The 15,995-nt window shown below is 64.5% G+C and carries 19 protein-coding genes and 1 riboswitch; of the genes, 9 read left to right on the top strand and 10 right to left on the bottom strand.

The genetic code is table 11. The features are described from left to right. Nucleotides 1-107 precede the first annotated feature (107 nt). Both Q0Y09_RS08080 and Q0Y09_RS08085 read left to right on the top strand, forming a co-directional pair. Entirely contained in the window at nt 108-857 is a 750-nt protein-coding gene (locus Q0Y09_RS08080; RefSeq protein WP_297720162.1) for a GntR family transcriptional regulator, read from the top strand. After that, nucleotides 847-1,584: a GntR family transcriptional regulator gene (locus Q0Y09_RS08085; protein WP_297720164.1), complete on the top strand. Its 738-nt coding sequence runs from the start codon at nt 847-849 to the stop codon at nt 1,582-1,584. The genes Q0Y09_RS08080 and Q0Y09_RS08085 overlap by 11 nt, the downstream gene beginning before the upstream one ends. Nucleotides 1,585-1,871: 287 nt before the next feature. Here the strand turns inward: Q0Y09_RS08085 and Q0Y09_RS08090 are convergent, their stop codons facing one another. From Q0Y09_RS08090 to Q0Y09_RS08105, 4 genes are all read right to left on the bottom strand, one after another. After that, nucleotides 1,872-2,450 (bottom strand): sugar O-acetyltransferase, encoded by a 579-nt coding sequence (locus tag Q0Y09_RS08090; protein WP_297720167.1) that lies wholly within the window; start codon nt 2,448-2,450, stop codon nt 1,872-1,874. 13 nt (nt 2,451-2,463) lie between these two features. Then, nucleotides 2,464-3,057, bottom strand: coding sequence for a lysine exporter LysO family protein (locus Q0Y09_RS08095; protein ID WP_297720170.1), 594 nt, complete (start codon nt 3,055-3,057; stop codon nt 2,464-2,466). Then, a complete protein-coding gene (locus Q0Y09_RS08100) occupies nt 3,054-3,392 on the bottom strand; it encodes a LysO family transporter (protein WP_297720213.1) in 339 nt (112 codons plus the stop codon). The genes Q0Y09_RS08095 and Q0Y09_RS08100 overlap by 4 nt, the downstream gene beginning before the upstream one ends. A gap of 192 nt (nt 3,393-3,584) precedes the next feature. Beyond that, on the bottom strand, nt 3,585-4,937 hold the full coding sequence (locus Q0Y09_RS08105) for an 8-oxoguanine deaminase (protein WP_297720173.1): 1,353 nt from the start codon (nt 4,935-4,937) through the stop codon (nt 3,585-3,587). Between the two features lie 267 nt (nt 4,938-5,204). Here Q0Y09_RS08105 and Q0Y09_RS08110 point away from each other — a divergent pair, with 267 nt between their 5' ends. The 3 genes from Q0Y09_RS08110 to Q0Y09_RS08120 all read left to right on the top strand — a co-directional run bounded on the left by Q0Y09_RS08110 (nt 5,205) and on the right by Q0Y09_RS08120 (nt 7,059). Further along, the gene (locus Q0Y09_RS08110; RefSeq protein ID WP_297720175.1) at nt 5,205-6,203 is read left to right on the top strand and encodes a hypothetical protein; all 999 of its coding nucleotides are present in this window, start codon (nt 5,205-5,207) and stop codon (nt 6,201-6,203) included. A gap of 122 nt (nt 6,204-6,325) precedes the next feature. Beyond that, nucleotides 6,326-6,514 carry a hypothetical protein gene (locus Q0Y09_RS08115; RefSeq protein ID WP_297720178.1) on the top strand — a complete coding sequence of 63 codons (189 nt, stop codon included), beginning with the start codon at nt 6,326-6,328 and terminating at the stop codon, nt 6,512-6,514. Then, a complete protein-coding gene (locus tag Q0Y09_RS08120; RefSeq protein WP_297720181.1) occupies nt 6,511-7,059 on the top strand; it encodes a hypothetical protein in 549 nt (182 codons plus the stop codon). Before Q0Y09_RS08115 ends, Q0Y09_RS08120 begins: the two co-directional genes overlap by 4 nt. Before the next feature lie 59 nt (nt 7,060-7,118). Here the strand turns inward: Q0Y09_RS08120 and Q0Y09_RS08125 are convergent, their stop codons facing one another. Further along, complete coding sequence (locus Q0Y09_RS08125; RefSeq protein ID WP_297720183.1) at nt 7,119-9,692, bottom strand: heavy metal translocating P-type ATPase; 2,574 nt, start codon at nt 9,690-9,692, stop codon at nt 7,119-7,121. A 347-nt stretch (nt 9,693-10,039) separates the two neighbouring features. Beyond that, nucleotides 10,040-10,303: a metal-sensing transcriptional repressor gene (locus Q0Y09_RS08130; RefSeq protein ID WP_297720185.1), complete on the bottom strand. Its 264-nt coding sequence runs from the start codon at nt 10,301-10,303 to the stop codon at nt 10,040-10,042. 225 nt (nt 10,304-10,528) lie between these two features. Here Q0Y09_RS08130 and Q0Y09_RS08135 point away from each other — a divergent pair, with 225 nt between their 5' ends. From Q0Y09_RS08135 to Q0Y09_RS08145, 3 genes are read left to right on the top strand one after another with little or no spacing between them, the layout of a single operon-like run. After that, nucleotides 10,529-10,918: a GntR family transcriptional regulator gene (locus tag Q0Y09_RS08135; RefSeq protein ID WP_297720188.1), complete on the top strand. Its 390-nt coding sequence runs from the start codon at nt 10,529-10,531 to the stop codon at nt 10,916-10,918. Further along, entirely contained in the window at nt 10,884-11,585 is a 702-nt protein-coding gene (locus tag Q0Y09_RS08140) for an ATP-binding cassette domain-containing protein (protein WP_297720191.1), read from the top strand. The genes Q0Y09_RS08135 and Q0Y09_RS08140 overlap by 35 nt, the downstream gene beginning before the upstream one ends. After that, entirely contained in the window at nt 11,582-12,250 is a 669-nt protein-coding gene (locus tag Q0Y09_RS08145) for a hypothetical protein (protein WP_297720194.1), read from the top strand. The genes Q0Y09_RS08140 and Q0Y09_RS08145 overlap by 4 nt, the downstream gene beginning before the upstream one ends. A 49-nt stretch (nt 12,251-12,299) precedes the next feature. Here the strand turns inward: Q0Y09_RS08145 and Q0Y09_RS08150 are convergent, their stop codons facing one another. The 3 genes from Q0Y09_RS08150 to Q0Y09_RS08160 all read right to left on the bottom strand — a co-directional run bounded on the left by Q0Y09_RS08150 (nt 12,300) and on the right by Q0Y09_RS08160 (nt 13,841). Beyond that, nucleotides 12,300-12,509, bottom strand: coding sequence for a DUF378 domain-containing protein (locus tag Q0Y09_RS08150; protein WP_297720197.1), 210 nt, complete (start codon nt 12,507-12,509; stop codon nt 12,300-12,302). A 74-nt stretch (nt 12,510-12,583) separates the two neighbouring features. After that, a complete protein-coding gene (cdd, locus tag Q0Y09_RS08155; protein WP_297720200.1) occupies nt 12,584-12,979 on the bottom strand; it encodes a cytidine deaminase in 396 nt (131 codons plus the stop codon). A gap of 22 nt (nt 12,980-13,001) precedes the next feature. Beyond that, nucleotides 13,002-13,841, bottom strand: coding sequence for a rhomboid family intramembrane serine protease (locus Q0Y09_RS08160; RefSeq protein ID WP_297720203.1), 840 nt, complete (start codon nt 13,839-13,841; stop codon nt 13,002-13,004). A gap of 166 nt (nt 13,842-14,007) precedes the next feature. Continuing rightward, a riboswitch (SAM riboswitch) is annotated at nt 14,008-14,107 on the top strand. An 82-nt stretch (nt 14,108-14,189) separates the two neighbouring features. On the opposite strand from Q0Y09_RS08160, the gene metK reads away from it, so the two are divergent. Next, nucleotides 14,190-15,377, top strand: coding sequence for a methionine adenosyltransferase (gene metK, locus Q0Y09_RS08165; RefSeq protein WP_297720205.1), 1,188 nt, complete (start codon nt 14,190-14,192; stop codon nt 15,375-15,377). A 105-nt stretch (nt 15,378-15,482) separates the two neighbouring features. Here metK and Q0Y09_RS08170 read toward each other — a convergent pair whose 3' ends face one another. Next, nucleotides 15,483-15,644, bottom strand: a complete 162-nt coding sequence (locus Q0Y09_RS08170) for a hypothetical protein (protein WP_297720208.1) — start codon at nt 15,642-15,644, stop codon at nt 15,483-15,485. Nucleotides 15,645-15,995 lie beyond the last annotated feature (351 nt).

The raw sequence follows: 15,995 nt of genomic DNA on the forward strand, positions 1-15,995 counted from the left end.
GCATTCGCGTTGCGCCGGAGGAGAAAGTATGCTATGATGATTAAAACCGCCGCCTGCCGCCGGACCGGCATGGGGGACGGAATGGGTCAGTTTGGGAGGGACGCATCATGCAGGAATATCGGCCACGGCCCAGCGCCCGCGCCCGGGAACTGCTGGAGGGACTTTTGGCGGATCACCGGCTTCTGCCAGGGGACCGTCTTCCCTCGGAGCGCAGTCTCAGCGAGGCATGGGGGCTCAGCCGGACCACCCTGCGCAGCGCGGTGGCCCTCATGGAGCAGGACGGCCGCCTGGTCTCCCGGCGGGGCTCTGGGACCTTCGTGGCGTCGGAGAAGTATACCCGGAAGCTGCAGGGACTTTTGTCCATGAGCCAGTCGGCGGCGGAGCAGGGCAGACGGGTGACCACCCAGTTGCTGGAGCTGCGGCGAACGGAGTGCGGCAAGCATCTGGCCCGGCGCTTTGACCAGGTGTTGGGCTATCCCCTTTATAAAATCGTCCGGCTGCGGTCAGTGGACGGGGAGCCTTTGATGGTGGAGACTTCCTACATCCCGGCACGGCGGGTGAGCGGACTGGAGGACAAGGACCTGGAGCACAACTCCCTCTTTTCGGTACTGGAAGAGGACTTTGGCATCCTACCTGTCCAGGGCGAGGAAAAGATCGGCATCACCTACGCTACGGCGGAGGAGGCGGAGCTCATGGGCATTGAGAGCGGATCCCCCCTCTTCTGGATCGTCAGTATGACCTACGACCAGACAGGGCAGCTCATGGAGTACTGCCGGGCGGCGGCCCGGCCCGACCGGCTGCGGATCACCACAGTGATGGAGCTCCAGGCGGAGGAGGTCGACGCTGGTGAGGCATGACGAGCCTGTGGGGCCCAAGTCGCCCCTCTACCTCCAGCTCCGGGAGCTCATTCGGAGCAAAATCGAAAATGGAGAGTATCTCCCCGGCACAGCCATCCCGTCGGTAGGCGCCCTGGCGGAGACTTACGGCATCCACCGTCTGTCGGTCCGCTCGGCCATCTCCGCCCTCATCGGTGAGGGGCTTTTGCAGAGCGTCCAGGGCAAGGGCATCTTCGTGGTGGGGGAAAAACTGGCCCAGGATCTGGGGACAGTGGGCGGCTTTGAGCAGACCCTCAAGGAGGGGGCTCAGCGGTCGGAGACCCGGCTGCTGATGAAGGCGGCCCGGCCCGCCGGCAGCCTGTACGCCGGGTATCTGGGTTGTGCTCCGGAGGATATTCTTTATTATGTCAAGCGTCTTTGCCTTCTGGACGGGGAGCCTCTCTCCCTGGAGGAAGCCTATGTCCCCAGAGATCTGGTTCCCAATCTCCCCAACGTGGACTTGAACGTCTTCAGTCTCCACCAGGTGTACGCCTTCTACGGCATCCGCCTGGTCCGGGGGGAACAGAGTCTCTCCATCTCCCGGCTGGACTCGGCGGAGGCCCGGCTGCTGGATGTGGACGCCCACAGGGGGGTGCTCACGCTCCAGTGTGTCAACTACGACGCCCAGGGTCGGGCCATTGAGTGTACCCGCTCCCACATCCGGGGAGACAAGTGCGAGCTCAATGTCCACTTCCAGAGAGAGCATTGAAAGAAACCGGCGTGGCCGGACGAAACTGTGATTCTGTCCGGCCACGCCGGTTTTTGTTCCGATTGTATCGCCGCCAGGCCCTCAACCGGCTGTCAGCCATATGCCGCGGCTAGGTCCGCCCGCTCAGCTGCCGCTCCGGGACCGACCCCTCCGCAGGGCCCCTGCGGTTTGAGTGTTCTGCAAACAAACATCAGCCTGTGGAAACAGCCGATTCCGGCTGCTTCCACAGGCTGATGTTTCTGTCTGCTGTAAATTGGTCCCAGCTTCCGGCAAAAGACCCGGACGGCTCAGGGTGTGATCCGGTCAGCCTCGGTGATGAGGCGGAGCACCCGACAGGGGCTGCCGGCGGCCACCACCCCGGCGGGGATATCCCGGGTGACCACGCTGCCCGCGCCGATGACGCTGCTGTGGCCGATGGTGACCCCCTGGAGGACCACCACGTTGCCCCCCAGCCACACGTCGTCCTCCAAGGTGATGGGGAGGGCCCGCTCCAGGCCCTGGGCCCGCTGCACCGCGAGAAGGGGATGGCTGGCGGTGTAGAGCCCACACCCTGGTCCAAGGAAACACCGCTTTCCGAGGGTGATGGAAGCGCCGTCCATCAGATAGACGCCGTGATTGAGGAAGCAGCCGTCGCCGATGCGGCAGTTGCTGCCGTAGTCGGCGTAGAAGGGAGAGAGGATGGTCACTCCCTCGCCCAGGTCCGGGATGAGGGTCCGGAGCAGGGCCAGCCGCCCGGCGTCCTCCCCCGGAGGGAGGGCGTTGTAGTCGGCGCACAGCTGGTCCGCCCTGCGCCGCGCGGCCAGGAGCTCTGGGTCAAAGTTGGCGTCGTACCAGAGGCCGGCGTCCATTTTTTCGCGCTCGGTCAAGGGGGATGCCTCCTTACAGGTTCATGATGAGGGGGACCAGCACGGGGACGGCGAAGGAGAGGATGACCCCGGAGACAAAGGAGTAGATGGTGATGCGCTCGTGGGTGGAGCCCACCACCACAGGGAGCACGGTGTCCATGGCGGCAGCCCCGGGAAGTCCCACACATTCAATGAAGCCAAGGCGCTTGGCCACGATGGGGATGAGGAGGATGGAGCCCACCTCCCGCATGACGTTGGAGAGAAAGGCTACGGCGGAGAGGGTGGCGGAGTAAGTGGAGAGGAGCATGGGGGCCAGGGAGTACCAGCCGAAGCCGGCGCTGGCGGCCATGGTCTCCTGAACGGTGAGGGGGAGGAGCAGGCTCCCCAGAGCGGCAAAGCCCACGGTGCCGGCGGCCACGGCCACGGGGATGAGGAGCACCTTGAGCCCGGCGGCTTTGATGTCCCGCCAGACGTTGCCCTGCCGACCCATGTCCACGCCAACCAGGAAAAGGATGAGGCAGAGCCCCACGGTGATGAAGGTGCCACAGTGCTCGGCCAGAGCCGGGGGGATGAAGAGGTAGCCTGCGGCGATGCCGCCCAGGACGGCGCCAATGATCCAGCCGGTCATGCCTTCTTCACCTCCTCCTTGTCCGCCTCCCGCTGGGAGGGGGTCCGGCCCTGCTTGTCCAGGCCCAGGAGCCGGCGAACCAGGGTGACGGCCAGCAGAGAGCCGGCCAGAGCGAAGATGGTGATGACCAGAGCGGAGAAGCCGATCTCGCCCAGGGAGGAGATGACTTTGTCGTCGGCGCCGATCTCTACCCCCAAAACGGCGATGAGGGCGATGAGGGCCACGGTCTGGAGCCGGCCCAGCCAGGGGAGTTCCCGGCTCCGGACCGATTTGCGGGAGCCGACAAAGACCCCCAGAGCCAGCATCCCGATGTAGAGGAGCAGACTGAGATCCATATACTGCACGGTGTGGTGCCTCCTGTTCTTTTGATGGGGCGTCCCGTTTCCCCCAGGACGCCCGCCCATTCCCAAGAGATAAGGTACCAGATATGGCGGGGGATTGCAAGCGTACAATCGAAAAAGGCTCCACCGTTTCTGGGAAACGGTGGAGCCTTCGCAGGGCGGCGGGGGAGAAAAGAGGGGACGTGCTCAGCGGTTCAGATAGCGGCGGACCACCCGGTTGGCGGTCTGGGCGGTCTCCTGCTCATCCATGGTGGTGAGCGCCCCATTTTGTACCACGGGGACGCCGTTTACGATGGTGTAGTCCACGCTGCCCTGGAAGCCCACGGTGCCCAGCACCGACATGGGGTCGAACTGGGCCCCCACCAGACTCAGCCGGTCCAGGTCGATGAGGAAACAGTCGGCGGCCTTGCCGGGGGCCAGGACGCCGATGTCGTCCCGGCCCAGGAGCCGGGCGGAGCCCCGGGTGGCCAGCTTGAGCACCTCGTAGCCGGTGGGGGCGGCGGCGCTGGCCTGGAGCCGGTGGAGGAGGTAGCACATCCGCAGCTCCTCCAGCAGGCTGGAGCCGTCGTTGGAGGCGGCCCCGTCCACCGCCAGCCCCACGGGGACCCCCAGCCGGAGCATCTCGGGCACCCGGCACACGCCGGAGGAGAGCTTCATGTTGGAGATGGGGCAGTGGGCCACGCCGGTGCCGGTGTCGGCCAGGAGCCGGAGCTCGGCGTCGTTGAAGTGGATGCCGTGGGCATACCACACATCGGGCCCCACCCAGCCCAGGGACTCCATGTAGGCAAGGGGGCGCATGCCGAATTTCTCCAGGGTGAACTGCTCCTCGTCGCGGGTTTCGGCCACATGGGTGTGGAGCCGGACCCCCAGGCTCCGGGCCAGCTTGGCGCTCTCCCGCATCAGGTCCCCGGAGACGGAGAAGGGGGAGCAGGGGGCCAGGACCACCTGGCGCATGGAGTAGGGAGAGGGATCGTGCCACACCCGGACCAGCCGCTCCGAGTCGGCCAGGATCTCGTCGATGGTCTGCACCACCGAGTCGGGGGGGAGACCGCCGTCCTTCTGGGAGAGGTCCATGGACCCCCGGGAGGCCACGAAGCGGATGCCCGCCTGACTGGCGGAGCGGAACTGGGCGGCGATGAGGTCGCCGGCGTTTCGGGGAAAGACATAGTGGTGGTCGAAGCAGGTGGTGCACCCGGTTTTCAGAAGGGTCCCGAAGCCGGTGAGGGAGGACCAGGCCGCCACCTCCTCGTCCAGGCCCTTCCAGACCTCGTAAAGGGTGACCAGCCAGGGGAAGAGCTCCATCCGCTGGACCTCGGGCAGGTTCCGGGAGAAGAGCTGATAGAGGTGGTGGTGGGTGTTGATGAGACCGGGATAGACCACCATGGAGGAGGCGTCTAGGACCGTGTCGGCCTGGTGGTAGTCGGGGCCGATGGAGACGATGACGCCGTCCCGGATGAAGAGGTTGACGCGCTCGTAGAGGGTGTCGCTGTCGTCACAGGAAACGATGTAGCGGGCATTCTTGATGAGCAGGGTGGACATGTTCCGTACCTCCTTCTCCCCGCGTGCAGGCGGGGCATTGCCGCAGCCAGTGCCTTTGCCACCAGTATACCACGCTCCGGCAGACAGCACAATGAAAAAGCGCCGGACCAGTTTCTATGCAGAACAAAGGGCGGCGGACTTGCTTTCGGGGGGCAGGAATGTTAAAATTTTCATATATGATGCGGCCCGCTGGGGAACACGCCGGATGGAATTGCGTCTAAATACACAAAAGACCGGCCGTGCTCACGCTGGGAAGGAGGCCGCCCCATGAAGCTCCCCGCCCTGCCCCTCTATGCCGCCGCCCACTTCTGGGTGGACTTCGCCTGCGCCCTGCTGATGCTGGGGCGGCTGGAGGGGGGCGGCGACGCCGTCGCCGCCCTGCTGCTCTACAACTGCTTCGCCTTTGCCGTCCAGATGCCGGTGGGTCTGCTGGCCGACGCCCTGGGGGGCGGGGAGCGGTTCGCCGCCCTGGGCTGCGGTCTCACCGCCCTGGCCTGGGGCCTGCCCGGCCAGCTCCCCGCCGCCGTCTGCGCCGGACTGGGCAACGCCTGCTTCCATGTGGGGGGCGGACTCTATACCCTCAATGGCAGTGAGAAATGCGGCCCCCTGGGGCTCTTTGTCTCGCCGGGGGCCCTGGGTATCGCCCTGGGCGGACTGCTGGCCGCTGACGGCGGGCTCCCGGTCCCGGCGGTGGTCTTGGTGCTGCTGGCCCTGGGGGCCGCCCTCCTCCGCTGGGGGCGGGGCGCCCCCAGCGCCCCCCTGGACCTGACGCCGGAGGGCGGGGCGGAGGGCCTGTTCCCCCTCCTGTGTCTCTTCGCCGTGGTGGTGCTGCGGTCCTTTGCCGGCACCCTTTTTGCCTTTCCATGGAAGGGGTCGCTGCCCCTGGCGCTGGCCTGCGCCACGGCGGGGGGCAAGGCCATCGGCGGCCTGCTGGCCGACCGGCTGGGCCCACGGCGGACGGCCTGGTTTTCCCTGCTCCCATCGGCGGCCTGTTTCCTCCTGGCGGGGCGGGCGGGGCCCGGTCTGGCCGCCGTGTGTCTCTTCAACATGACCATGCCCCTCACCCTCTGGGGGGCCGCCCGCCGTCTCCCCGGTGTCCGGGGTCTGGCCTTCGGGCTGCTCACCTTCGCCCTCTTCCTGGGAGTGGTCCCCGCCCTTCTGGGGTATGCCCCCCTGCCGGCTGGGCCATTGTCCGCCGCCCTGGCCGCCCTCTGTTCCCTGCCTCTGCTCCTCCTGGGCCTTGGAAGGGGGGATGGGTCACGCTGAATCACTTCCTGCTCTGTCTGGCCCTCACCCTGGCCGTTGAGCTGCCCCTGGCCCTGCTGTGGGGCGTACGGGGACAGGACCTGCTCCTGTGCGCCCTAGCCAACCTGCTCACCAACCCGGCGGTGGTCCTCCTTAACCTGATCTTCCCTGCTCTCTGGCTCCTGCTCCTGCTGGAGTGTGCCGCCGTGGGGGCAGAGGGGGCCGTCTACCGCCTGTGCGCCCGGCACATCCGGGCCCCCCTCCTGTTTTCCCTGTGTGCCAACGCCTGTTCTTTCGGATTCGGACTTGTGATCGGAGGTATGATGAAATGAAACCGAGACTTTTGGCCTGTGTCCTGCTCCTGACCCTGGCGGTGCTGCCCGCCGCCGCCCAAGCCGACGTGGTGGTCCCTGGGCAGAAGCCCCCAGAGCCCGCCGGAGAGACCGCCGCCTTTGAGGAACTCTATGGCGGGGACTTTGTGGACTTCGACCCCGCCTACACGGACGCTATGGACGGGCCGATGGAGATCGCCCTGTGGCTCTATCCTGGGGCGGCGGAGCCCCTGCGGACCATCACAGTGGAGGACTACCCGGCGAATGCGCTGGACACCTGCTACGTGGACGGCGCGGGGAATTTCTGGGGCTATACGCGCTACATCTATGGATACCGCTTTGTGTGGATCTGCCTGTCTGACCCCACAGGGACGTCGGTAGAGCCTGACCAGACCGTCATCGACCAGGTGGAGGCGCGTTCGGCGGAGCTGGAGGCCGCCCAGCGGACGCAGATCGTCCTGGCGGTGGTGCTGGTGGCCGCCGTGGTAGTGGCGACCCTGGCGCTCATCCTCAAGCTCCGGAAACGGGGCAGGCGGGCCAGTTAAGGGAAAATGAAAAGGGGGCGGGTCCACTCTGTGGACCCGCCCCCTTTGCAGTTTTGCGGTCACTGGATGGAGACCACCTGGTAGCCGGCCTCCTCCACGGCATTTTTCAGCTCCTCATCGGTAGCGGGGCCGCTCACCGTGGCGCATTTCCCCTCCAGGTCCACGCTGGCGGACTCGCCGGGGAGGGCGTTGAGGGCCTTGGACACATGGGCGACGCAGTGCTGGCACATCATACCTTCGATCATGATCTTCTTTTCCATATGAGACACTCCTTTTTCGTTTTGCGGTGTGGGTTTTGTGGTTTCGGGTCCCGCGGAGACCTCCGGGGAGGCCGGGGCGGTGTGCTTGGGCTTGAAGAGCTTGAGCCGCAGGGCGTTGGACACCACGCACACCGAGCTCAGGCTCATGGCGGCGGCGCCGAACATGGGGTTGAGCATGAAGCTGGTGATGTGCAGGGCGTAGAAGACGCCGGCGGCCAGGGGGATGCCCAGGGTGTTGTAGAAGAAGGCCCAGAAGAGATTTTGCTTGACGTTGCGGATGGTGGCCTTGGAGAGCTCCACGGCGGTGACGGCGTCCATGAGGTCGCTCTTCATGAGGACGATGTCAGCCGACTCGATGGCCACGTCGGTACCGGCGCCGATGGCCAGGCCCACGTCGGCCCGGGCCAGGGCGGGGGCGTCGTTGATGCCGTCGCCCACCATGGCCACCTTCTTGCCCTGGGCCTGGAGCTCGGCGATGACCCGCTCCTTGTCCTGGGGCAGCACCTCAGCGATGACGGTGCTCACCCCCAGCTCCCGGCCAATGGCGTTGGCGGTGCGCTGGTTGTCGCCGGTGAGGAGGACCACGTCGATGCCCAGATCCCGGAAGGCGGCGATGGCGGCGGCGCTGGTGGGCTTCACTGTGTCGGCCACGGCGATGAGCCCGATGAGCCTGCCGTCCTGGGCGAAGTAGAGGGGTGTGCGGCCATTCTCCGCCAGCGTGTCGGCGGCGGCTAACTGGCCGGCCAGATCCACCCCGTGCTCCTCCATCATGGCCCGGTTGCCCGCCAGGAAGGCGGAGCCCTGGAGGTCGGCCATGACCCCTCTGCCGTGGAGGGCGGAGAAGTTCTCGGCGGGGACCAGGGGGATGTTCCGCTCCTCCGCCTCGTGTACGATGGCCTCGGACAGGGGGTGCTCGGAGGGCTTTTCCAGGGAGGCGGCCACGCAGAGGAGTTCCTCCACAGTGACGTCCCCCACGGGCTGAATGTCGGTCACCCTGGGTCTGCCCTGGGTGACGGTGCCCGTCTTGTCCAAGACGATGGTCTGGATGGTGTGGAGGGTCTCCAGGGCCTGGGCGGACTTGATGAGGATACCGTACTCGGCCCCCTTGCCAGTGCCCACCATGATGGCCACCGGGGTGGCCAGGCCCAGGGCACAGGGGCAGGAGATGACCAGCACGGCCACCCCGGCGGTGAGGGCCCGGGTGATGTCGCCGCCGGTGGCCAGGAGCCAGGCCGCGGCGGTGACGGCGGCGATGACCATGACCACGGGGACGAAGACGCCGGCCACCTTGTCGGCCAGCTTGGCGATGGGGGCCTTGGAGGAGGCGGCCTCATCCACCAGGGCGATCATCTGGGCCAGGGTGGTGTCGTCGCCCACCCGGGTGGCCCGGAAGGTGAAGGAGCCGGACTTATTGATGGAGGCCGAGACCACCCTGTCGCCGGGGCCCTTCTCCACGGGGAGGGACTCGCCGGTCAGGGCGGACTCATCCACGGCAGAGACGCCCTCGGTGACCACACCGTCCACAGGGATGGAGCCGCCGGGGCGGACCAGGATGAGGTCGCCCACCGCCACCTCCTCCACCGGGACCTCGGTCTCCACGCCCTCCCGGAGGACGGTGGCCGTCTTGGGGGCCAGGTCCATGAGGCGGCTGATGGCCTGGCTGGTCTTGCCCTTGGAGCGGGTCTCCAGGTACTTGCCCAGGGTGATGAGGGTGAGGATCATGCCGGCGGACTCAAAGTAGAGGTCCATGGCCCAATGCTCCACACGGGCCATGTCCCCGTGCCCCAGGCCGTAGCCGATCTGGAAGAGGGCGGCCACGCCGTAGAGCACGGCGGCGGCGGAGCCCACGGCGATGAGGGAGTCCATGTTGGGGGCGCCGTGGAGGAGGGTCTTGAAGCCCACCCGGTAGTACTTGTCGTTGATATACATGATGGGCAGCACCAGCAGGAATTGGATGAGCGCGAAGGCGAAAGCGTTCCGGCTGTCGTGGAGGAAGGCGGGGAGGGGCCAGCCCATCATGTGGCCCATGGCGATGTAGAAGAGGGGGATCAGGAAGCACAGGGACGTGAGAAACCGGCGCTTCATGCCGCGAAGCTCCTCCTCCATCTGCCGGGCGGCCTGGGCCCGGGCGTCTGCCCTGGCTTCTCCCTTGCCGGCAGCCGCCTGGGGCAGGGCGCAGCCATAGCCGGCGGCGTCCACAGCGGCCATGATGGCCTCCGGAGACTCGGCGGCGGGGTCGTACTCCACCGTCATGGAGCCGCCCAGCAGGTTCACATTGACCTCACTGACGCCCTCCAGCTTCCGTACCGCCTTGTCCACATGGGCGGAGCAGGCCGAACAGGTCATGCCCGTTACGGTAAATTTTTGTTTCATGCACACACCTCATAAAGAAACCTATAAACAGTTGAAAATGGCCCTGGACCATAGCCAGTCCAAAGCTCAAAGTTCTTTTTGGTTCTTGCAGCTTGTCGAAAAAAACCAAAATGGATTTTTCAACAAGCTGCTGACTTTTTCGATTTCATCGAAAAAGTTCTTGACTGTACGCGAAAGTGGGGGCTCACCGCCCCCCTTTCACACTTTTCCCCCGTGGCTTGTTTTGCGTGGTGCGGCTTTCAGCAAGAGGGCAAAAAGGGGAAAAAGCGGAAAATCAGAGCCAGTCCAAAGCCTAAAGTTCTTTTTGCTTCTTTTTCTTTCAAGAAAAAGAAGAGAAGAAAAAGAAGTTACTTCAGAATTTTGCCCAGCATGTCCACCAGCTCGTCGATCTTCTCCTCCCGCTCGCCCTGGGTCTGGGCGGTGTTGACGCAGTGTTTGAGGTGGGCGGTGAGGATCTCCCGGTTGGCCTTGCCCAGCATGGCCTGAGCCGCCATGACCTGGGTGGAGATATCAATGCAGTACCGGTCCTCCTCCACCATTTTGATGATGCCGTCCATCTGTCCCCGGGCCGTCTTCAAGAGCCGGAGCACCGTCTTCTGATCTGCCATCATGGCGCTTCCCTCCCATGCTTGATGGTTCTGATAATACCCCCCGGGGGTGGGGGGCACCCCTATCATACCCCCAGGGGGTGTTCCTGTCAAGGCTTTTTTGCGATGCAAAAGCAGAGCAAAATTGTCCATGTGCCGCTTTCAGCGGCACGGCCATAAAATTTCTTGACATTTTGCTGTTCTAGTGTATTATTTATATAGAACACTAAGACACGAGGAGGAAGTGCCATGCAGTTCAGCAACAGCGTGCCCATCTATCTCCAGGTGATGGAGGACATGAAGCGGGAGATGGTGACAGGGGGGCTGCCGGCGGGGAGCCGGGTGGAGTCGGTGCGGACCCTGGCCGCCCGGTACGGCATCAACCTCAATACCATGCAGCGGGTGTGCGCTGAGTTGGAGCGGGAGGGCCTGCTGGAGACCCGGCGGGGGGTGGGCTCCTTCGTCACCGGGGACTGGGAACGGCTCTCCGCCCTCCGGGAGGAGATGGCCCAGACCCTGGTGGCCCACTACCTCAAAGGGATGGCGGGGCTGGGCTTTTCCCGGCTGGAGGCCGCCGAGCGGCTGAGCGGGGAGGAAGAAGACGGTGGACAGTCTGCTGGAAGTCAAAGGGCTTTATAAGTATCTGGACGGGCGGAGCGTGCTGGGCGCGTGCAGCTTCTCCCTGGCGCCGGGCCATATCACCGGCCTGTTGGGCCCCAACGGGGCGGGAAAGTCCACCCTCCTGAGGACCATCGCCGGGCTGTGGCGGCCCGACGGGGGCGAGATTTCCCTCCACGGGCGGCCCATCACCCGCCAGGACCGGCCCAAGGTGGCCTATATGGCCGATCACACCCTGCTGCCACGGGAGCTGACGGTGCACCAGGCCATCCGGTGGTACCGGGACCTCTTCCCCGACCTGGACCTGGACCGGTTCCGGGCGGTGTCGGGGAATCTCCCGGAGGGGGAGCCGGTGTCCCGGCTGTCCAAGGGCCAGGCGGAGCGGCTGGACCTGAGCCTGCTCCTGGCCCGGGACGCCGAAGTCTACCTGCTGGACGAGCCTTTGGGGGGCGTGGACCCAGTGGAACGGGCCAAGATCCTGTCGGCGGCGGCGGGGGTCATGGAGGAGCACAACGCCCTCCTCATGGCCACCCACCTGGTCCACGACATCGAGCCCATCCTGGACGACGTCCTCTTTCTCCGGGCAGGCCATGTGGTCCTCTCCGCCTCCGCCGAGGAGCTGCGCCAGCGGGAGGGCTTGTCGGTGGAGGAGAAGTACATGGAGGTCTTTGGAGGTGGTAGCCGGTGAAGGGACTGTGGAACAGCGCCAAGTGGGAGATTGCGGAGAGCGGGCTGCTGAACGGCCGAACGCTCATTTTGCTGGGACTGTGGCTCATTTACGCCTGGAAGGCCGCCACAGGCTGGAACGGCAGCGGCGTCCCCCTTCTGCTGAGCTTTCATCTGGTCACATTTGCCGTCCTGGCGGTGTATCGGGGATTAAAGTGGCCCTTTACTGGGGCCTTCGACCTGGAGCGGACCAGCGACAGGCCGGCCTGGCAGTCGGTGCTGGGCCGGACCCTGGCCTGGACGGTGGTCATCGCCGTGGGCGCCGCCCCCCAGCAGGTGTTTTTCCGGCTCTGCTTGGACAGGATGAGGGATGTCTGGCTCAGGATCTATTTCGACGGAGCAGAGCGGGTGGCCCGGCTGGAGGGCTGGATCGGCTGGGAGCCTTTTCTGGTGATTACCGCGGCGGGAACGGCGGCCTATGTGCTCTCTCTCGCTGTGACCCTGTGGTGCCGGAGCGGGCGGTTCCGGCATCGTGCCACCATAGCCAATGCCGCCGTATGGCTGTTCGCAGTGGTGGTCCTGGGTTACCTCATCCTCCGGACCATCCCCCTGAGCGTCACCATCCCTGCCTGCATTCTCATTTGTCTGCTGGTGAGCACCTGGCTGCTGGTCCGTAAAGTGGAGTAGACAGACAGAGACCGCCGCGGATACCATCAGGTATGCGCGGCGGTCCTGTTCAATGCTGTTTCCCGGCGACGGTGTCCCGGAACAGGAGGGAAATGCACCACACGGCGGCCAGCCCCACCAGCGTGTAGACCACCCGGCTGACGACGCTGCCGGAGCCGCCGAAGAGAAAGGCCACCAGGTCAAAGCCGAAGATCCCGATGCTGCCCCAGTTGAGCCCGCCCACGATGGCCAGGATCAGGGCGATCTTATCCACGATCACGGAAAAAACCTCCTCGTTTTGGTATCCGGGGCTTAGGATGACCAAAACGGGGAGGTTTTATGCAGGGACTGGGTTCAAGTCAGGGATTTGGGCCCAAAGCCGTGGGCCAGGAGCTCCCGGAGGGAGAGCTTCACATAGGCGTGGTCGCCCCGGGCGACAAGGCACTCCAGGTCGGGGGCAAATTCAAAGAGAAACTGCCGGCAGGCGCCGCAGGGCCAGCAGTAGTCGGTGGAGCTGCCCACGATGGCGATGCGGACAAAGTCGTCCAGGTGTCCCTCGCTCACCGCCTTCACCACGGCGGTGCGCTCGGCGCAGATGGTGGAGCCGTAGGCGGCGTTTTCCACGTTGCAGCCGGTGAAGACCGTGCCGTCAGCGCACTCCAGCGCGGCCCCCACGGGGAAGTGGGAATATGGTACGTAGGACCGTTCCAGCATGGCGAAGGCCCGCTCCACCAGTTCCTGTTCCGTCATGTCGTGACCTCCTGTCATGGTATCATTGGATATGGACGTGGTTGTTGATGTGGTTCATGCAGTAGCAGTAGTAGCCGTTGCACTTGGAGCAGTAGCGGAATTCCATGTTGGGGTCGTCGGCGTCGGTGACGCCGCAGACGGCGCACTTGTGGAGGTAGCCCTTCTCTTTTTTCACGTCCCGGGTGGCCTTCTTGAAGTTGATGGTCTGCCGGGAGGTCTGGTGCTGGACCCGGTAAACGCGTCTTTGGAAGAAATCGCGGAGGAAGGACCAGAAGAAGAGCACGTAGTTGAGCACGGCCACCAGGGGCAGCAGCGCGCCCACGAAGTTGAGGTGCATCAGGTTGAAGAGGACGGAGAGACCAAAGAAGGCCGCGTCGATCCAGGCCAGCCACTTGACCTTGACGGGGATGAGGAAGAAGAGCAGGACCTGGAGGTCGGGATAGAGGGAGGCGAAGGCGAAGAAGAGGGAGAGGTTCAGATAGGTGGCGCTGGTGCCGCCGGCCAGGAAACCGAATACGATGTTGAACAGGACGCCGCAGGCATAGAACACCGTGAATTTGGTGGTCCCCCACTCCTGCTCCAGGCTCTTGCCGATCCACCAGTAGAAGTAGAGGGAGAGGACCAGGGAGAAGGGGGAGTGGCTCAGGGGCACGAAGAGGAAGGTGACCAGACGCCAGATCTGGAAGTGGCGCAGGATGGCGGTGGGGGAGAAGTAGAGCATGGTGGAAAACATGCCATTGCTGAACAGGTCCATGAGATAGACCACAGCGGTGCCGATGACCAGAATGGTCATCAGGTTGGGGATGCCAAGGCGGGGATGCTTGTAGCAGAATCGGTCCAGCCAGCTGTCAACGGAGCGCATGAGAGGGCCTCCTTACAATATGTTGGATTCGCGTACTAAGTATTTTACCCTCTTTCTCGGGGGAAGTCTATCAGAAAATTGTGAATTTTCTGCAACCGTGCCGGAAGGCCGGTCCGGGGCCTTGACAACGTCCAAACAGATGCTATAATGAAGGTACAACTTCACAACCTTATCAAGAGTGGCGGAGGGAACGGCCCGATGAAGCCCGGCAACCTGTGGGAGACCGCAAGGTGCCAAATCCGGCGGCAGTGTTCGAGAGATGAGGGTAAGACTTCGTGCGCTCCGCCGGTTGGGGCGTTTTTTTGTTGCCGTTTTCCCGCCCAGCGGAAAAAAGAAAGGAAATGAACCATGAGTCACCGCCTGTTTACCTCTGAGTCCGTCACCGAAGGACATCCCGACAAAGTCTGCGACCAGATCTCCGACGCCGTCCTGGACGACATCCTGGCCAGCGACCCCCACGCCCATGTGGCCTGTGAGACCTTCACCACCACCGGCATGGTGACCGTCATGGGTGAGATCACCACCAGCCACTACACCGACATCCCCTCCATCGTCCGCCGCACCGTGGAGCGCATCGGCTACACCGACCCCGCCTACGGCTTCGACTACCGCTCCTGCGCCGTCATGACCGCCATCGACGAGCAGTCCCCCGACATCGCCATGGGCGTCAACCAGTCCTATGAGGTCCAGCAGGGGGCCGGCGGCGATCCCCTGGATCTGGTGGGCGCCGGCGACCAGGGCATGATGTTCGGCTACGCCTGCGACGAGACGCCGGAGCTCATGCCCGCCCCCATCTCCCTGGCCCACCAGCTCACCCGGCGTCTGGCCCAGGTCCGCAAGAGCGGGGAGCTGGGGTGGGTCCGCCCCGACGGCAAGAGCCAGGTCACCGTGGAGTATGACGAGGACGGCAAGGTCGTCCGCTGCCCGGCCATCGTGGTCTCCACCCAGCACGATCCCGACATCGCCCTCAAGGACCTGCGGGAGGCCATCGTGGAGACCGTCATCAAGCCCATCATCCCCGCCCAGTACATCGACGCCGACACCAAGTTCTATGTCAACCCCACCGGGCGCTTCGTGGTGGGCGGCCCCGTGGGCGACACCGGCCTCACCGGACGAAAGATCATCGTGGACACCTACGGCGGCAGCGCCGCCCACGGCGGCGGCGCCTTCTCCGGCAAGGACCCCACCAAGGTGGACCGCTCCGCCGCCTATATGGCCCGGTATGCCGCCAAAAATCTGGTCCACGCCGGCCTGTGCCGCAAGTGCCAGATCGAGCTGGCCTACGCCATCGGCGTGGCCCATCCTGTCTCCGTGCTGGTGGACACCTTCGGCACCGGGCGGCTCCCCGAGGAGGAGCTCTCCAAGATCGTGGAGCGCCACTTCGACCTGCGCCCCGCCGCCATCATCCGGGACCTGGACCTGCTGCGGCCCATCTACGAGCAGACCGCTGCCTACGGCCACTTTGGCCGCACCGACATCGACCTGCCCTGGGAGAAGACCGACCGGGCGGAGGAGCTCAAGCAGTACCTGGCCTGAGCCACAGGACGGCACGGGACATCAATCAAATAAAAATCAGGCGGCGCCCACGAAAATCGTGGGCGCCGCCTTGTTTTAGAGAGGCATGCCCCAATGGCTGCGGGACTAAAACAGCCGCTTGATTTCGTCGGCCATGCGCTGGAGCTCCGCCAGGGTGGCGGGTCGGGACTTGCGGGCCCGGAGTTCCGCCTGGATGTGGGCGGGGAGCTGGGAGAAATAGGCATCCATGACCGGGTCCTTGGCCAACTGGGCATATCGGTCGTCCATGGGATCACCTCCGGAGATAGCTTGCCCACGGCGTAGAAAGTTATCAGGGGCCCGGCCAGAGCTCTGGCTAGTGCCGCGCTTACGTTGTACAGGTATTGTTGCAAGGGCCGGTTAAAACCGAATCGTAATCCAGCGCATCGGTTGTGATTTGGAAAGGAGGAGCAGCGGTATGAGCGCGCTCTGGCTGATAAAATAGGAACCCCCGGCATAGTGAACTGAACCAGTAAAAACGGACAGTGACAAAATACCCCCTGATGTAGGAAAATAGACTACATCAGGGGGTATCGTTATGCGGAAACGAAATTACACACAGGTTCAGGGGCTGCTGCCGGAAATCAAAGTCATGCTGTC

It is taken from the genome of Intestinimonas sp., assembly GCF_026169115.1.
Classification (GTDB): domain Bacteria; phylum Bacillota; class Clostridia; order Oscillospirales; family Oscillospiraceae; genus Intestinimonas.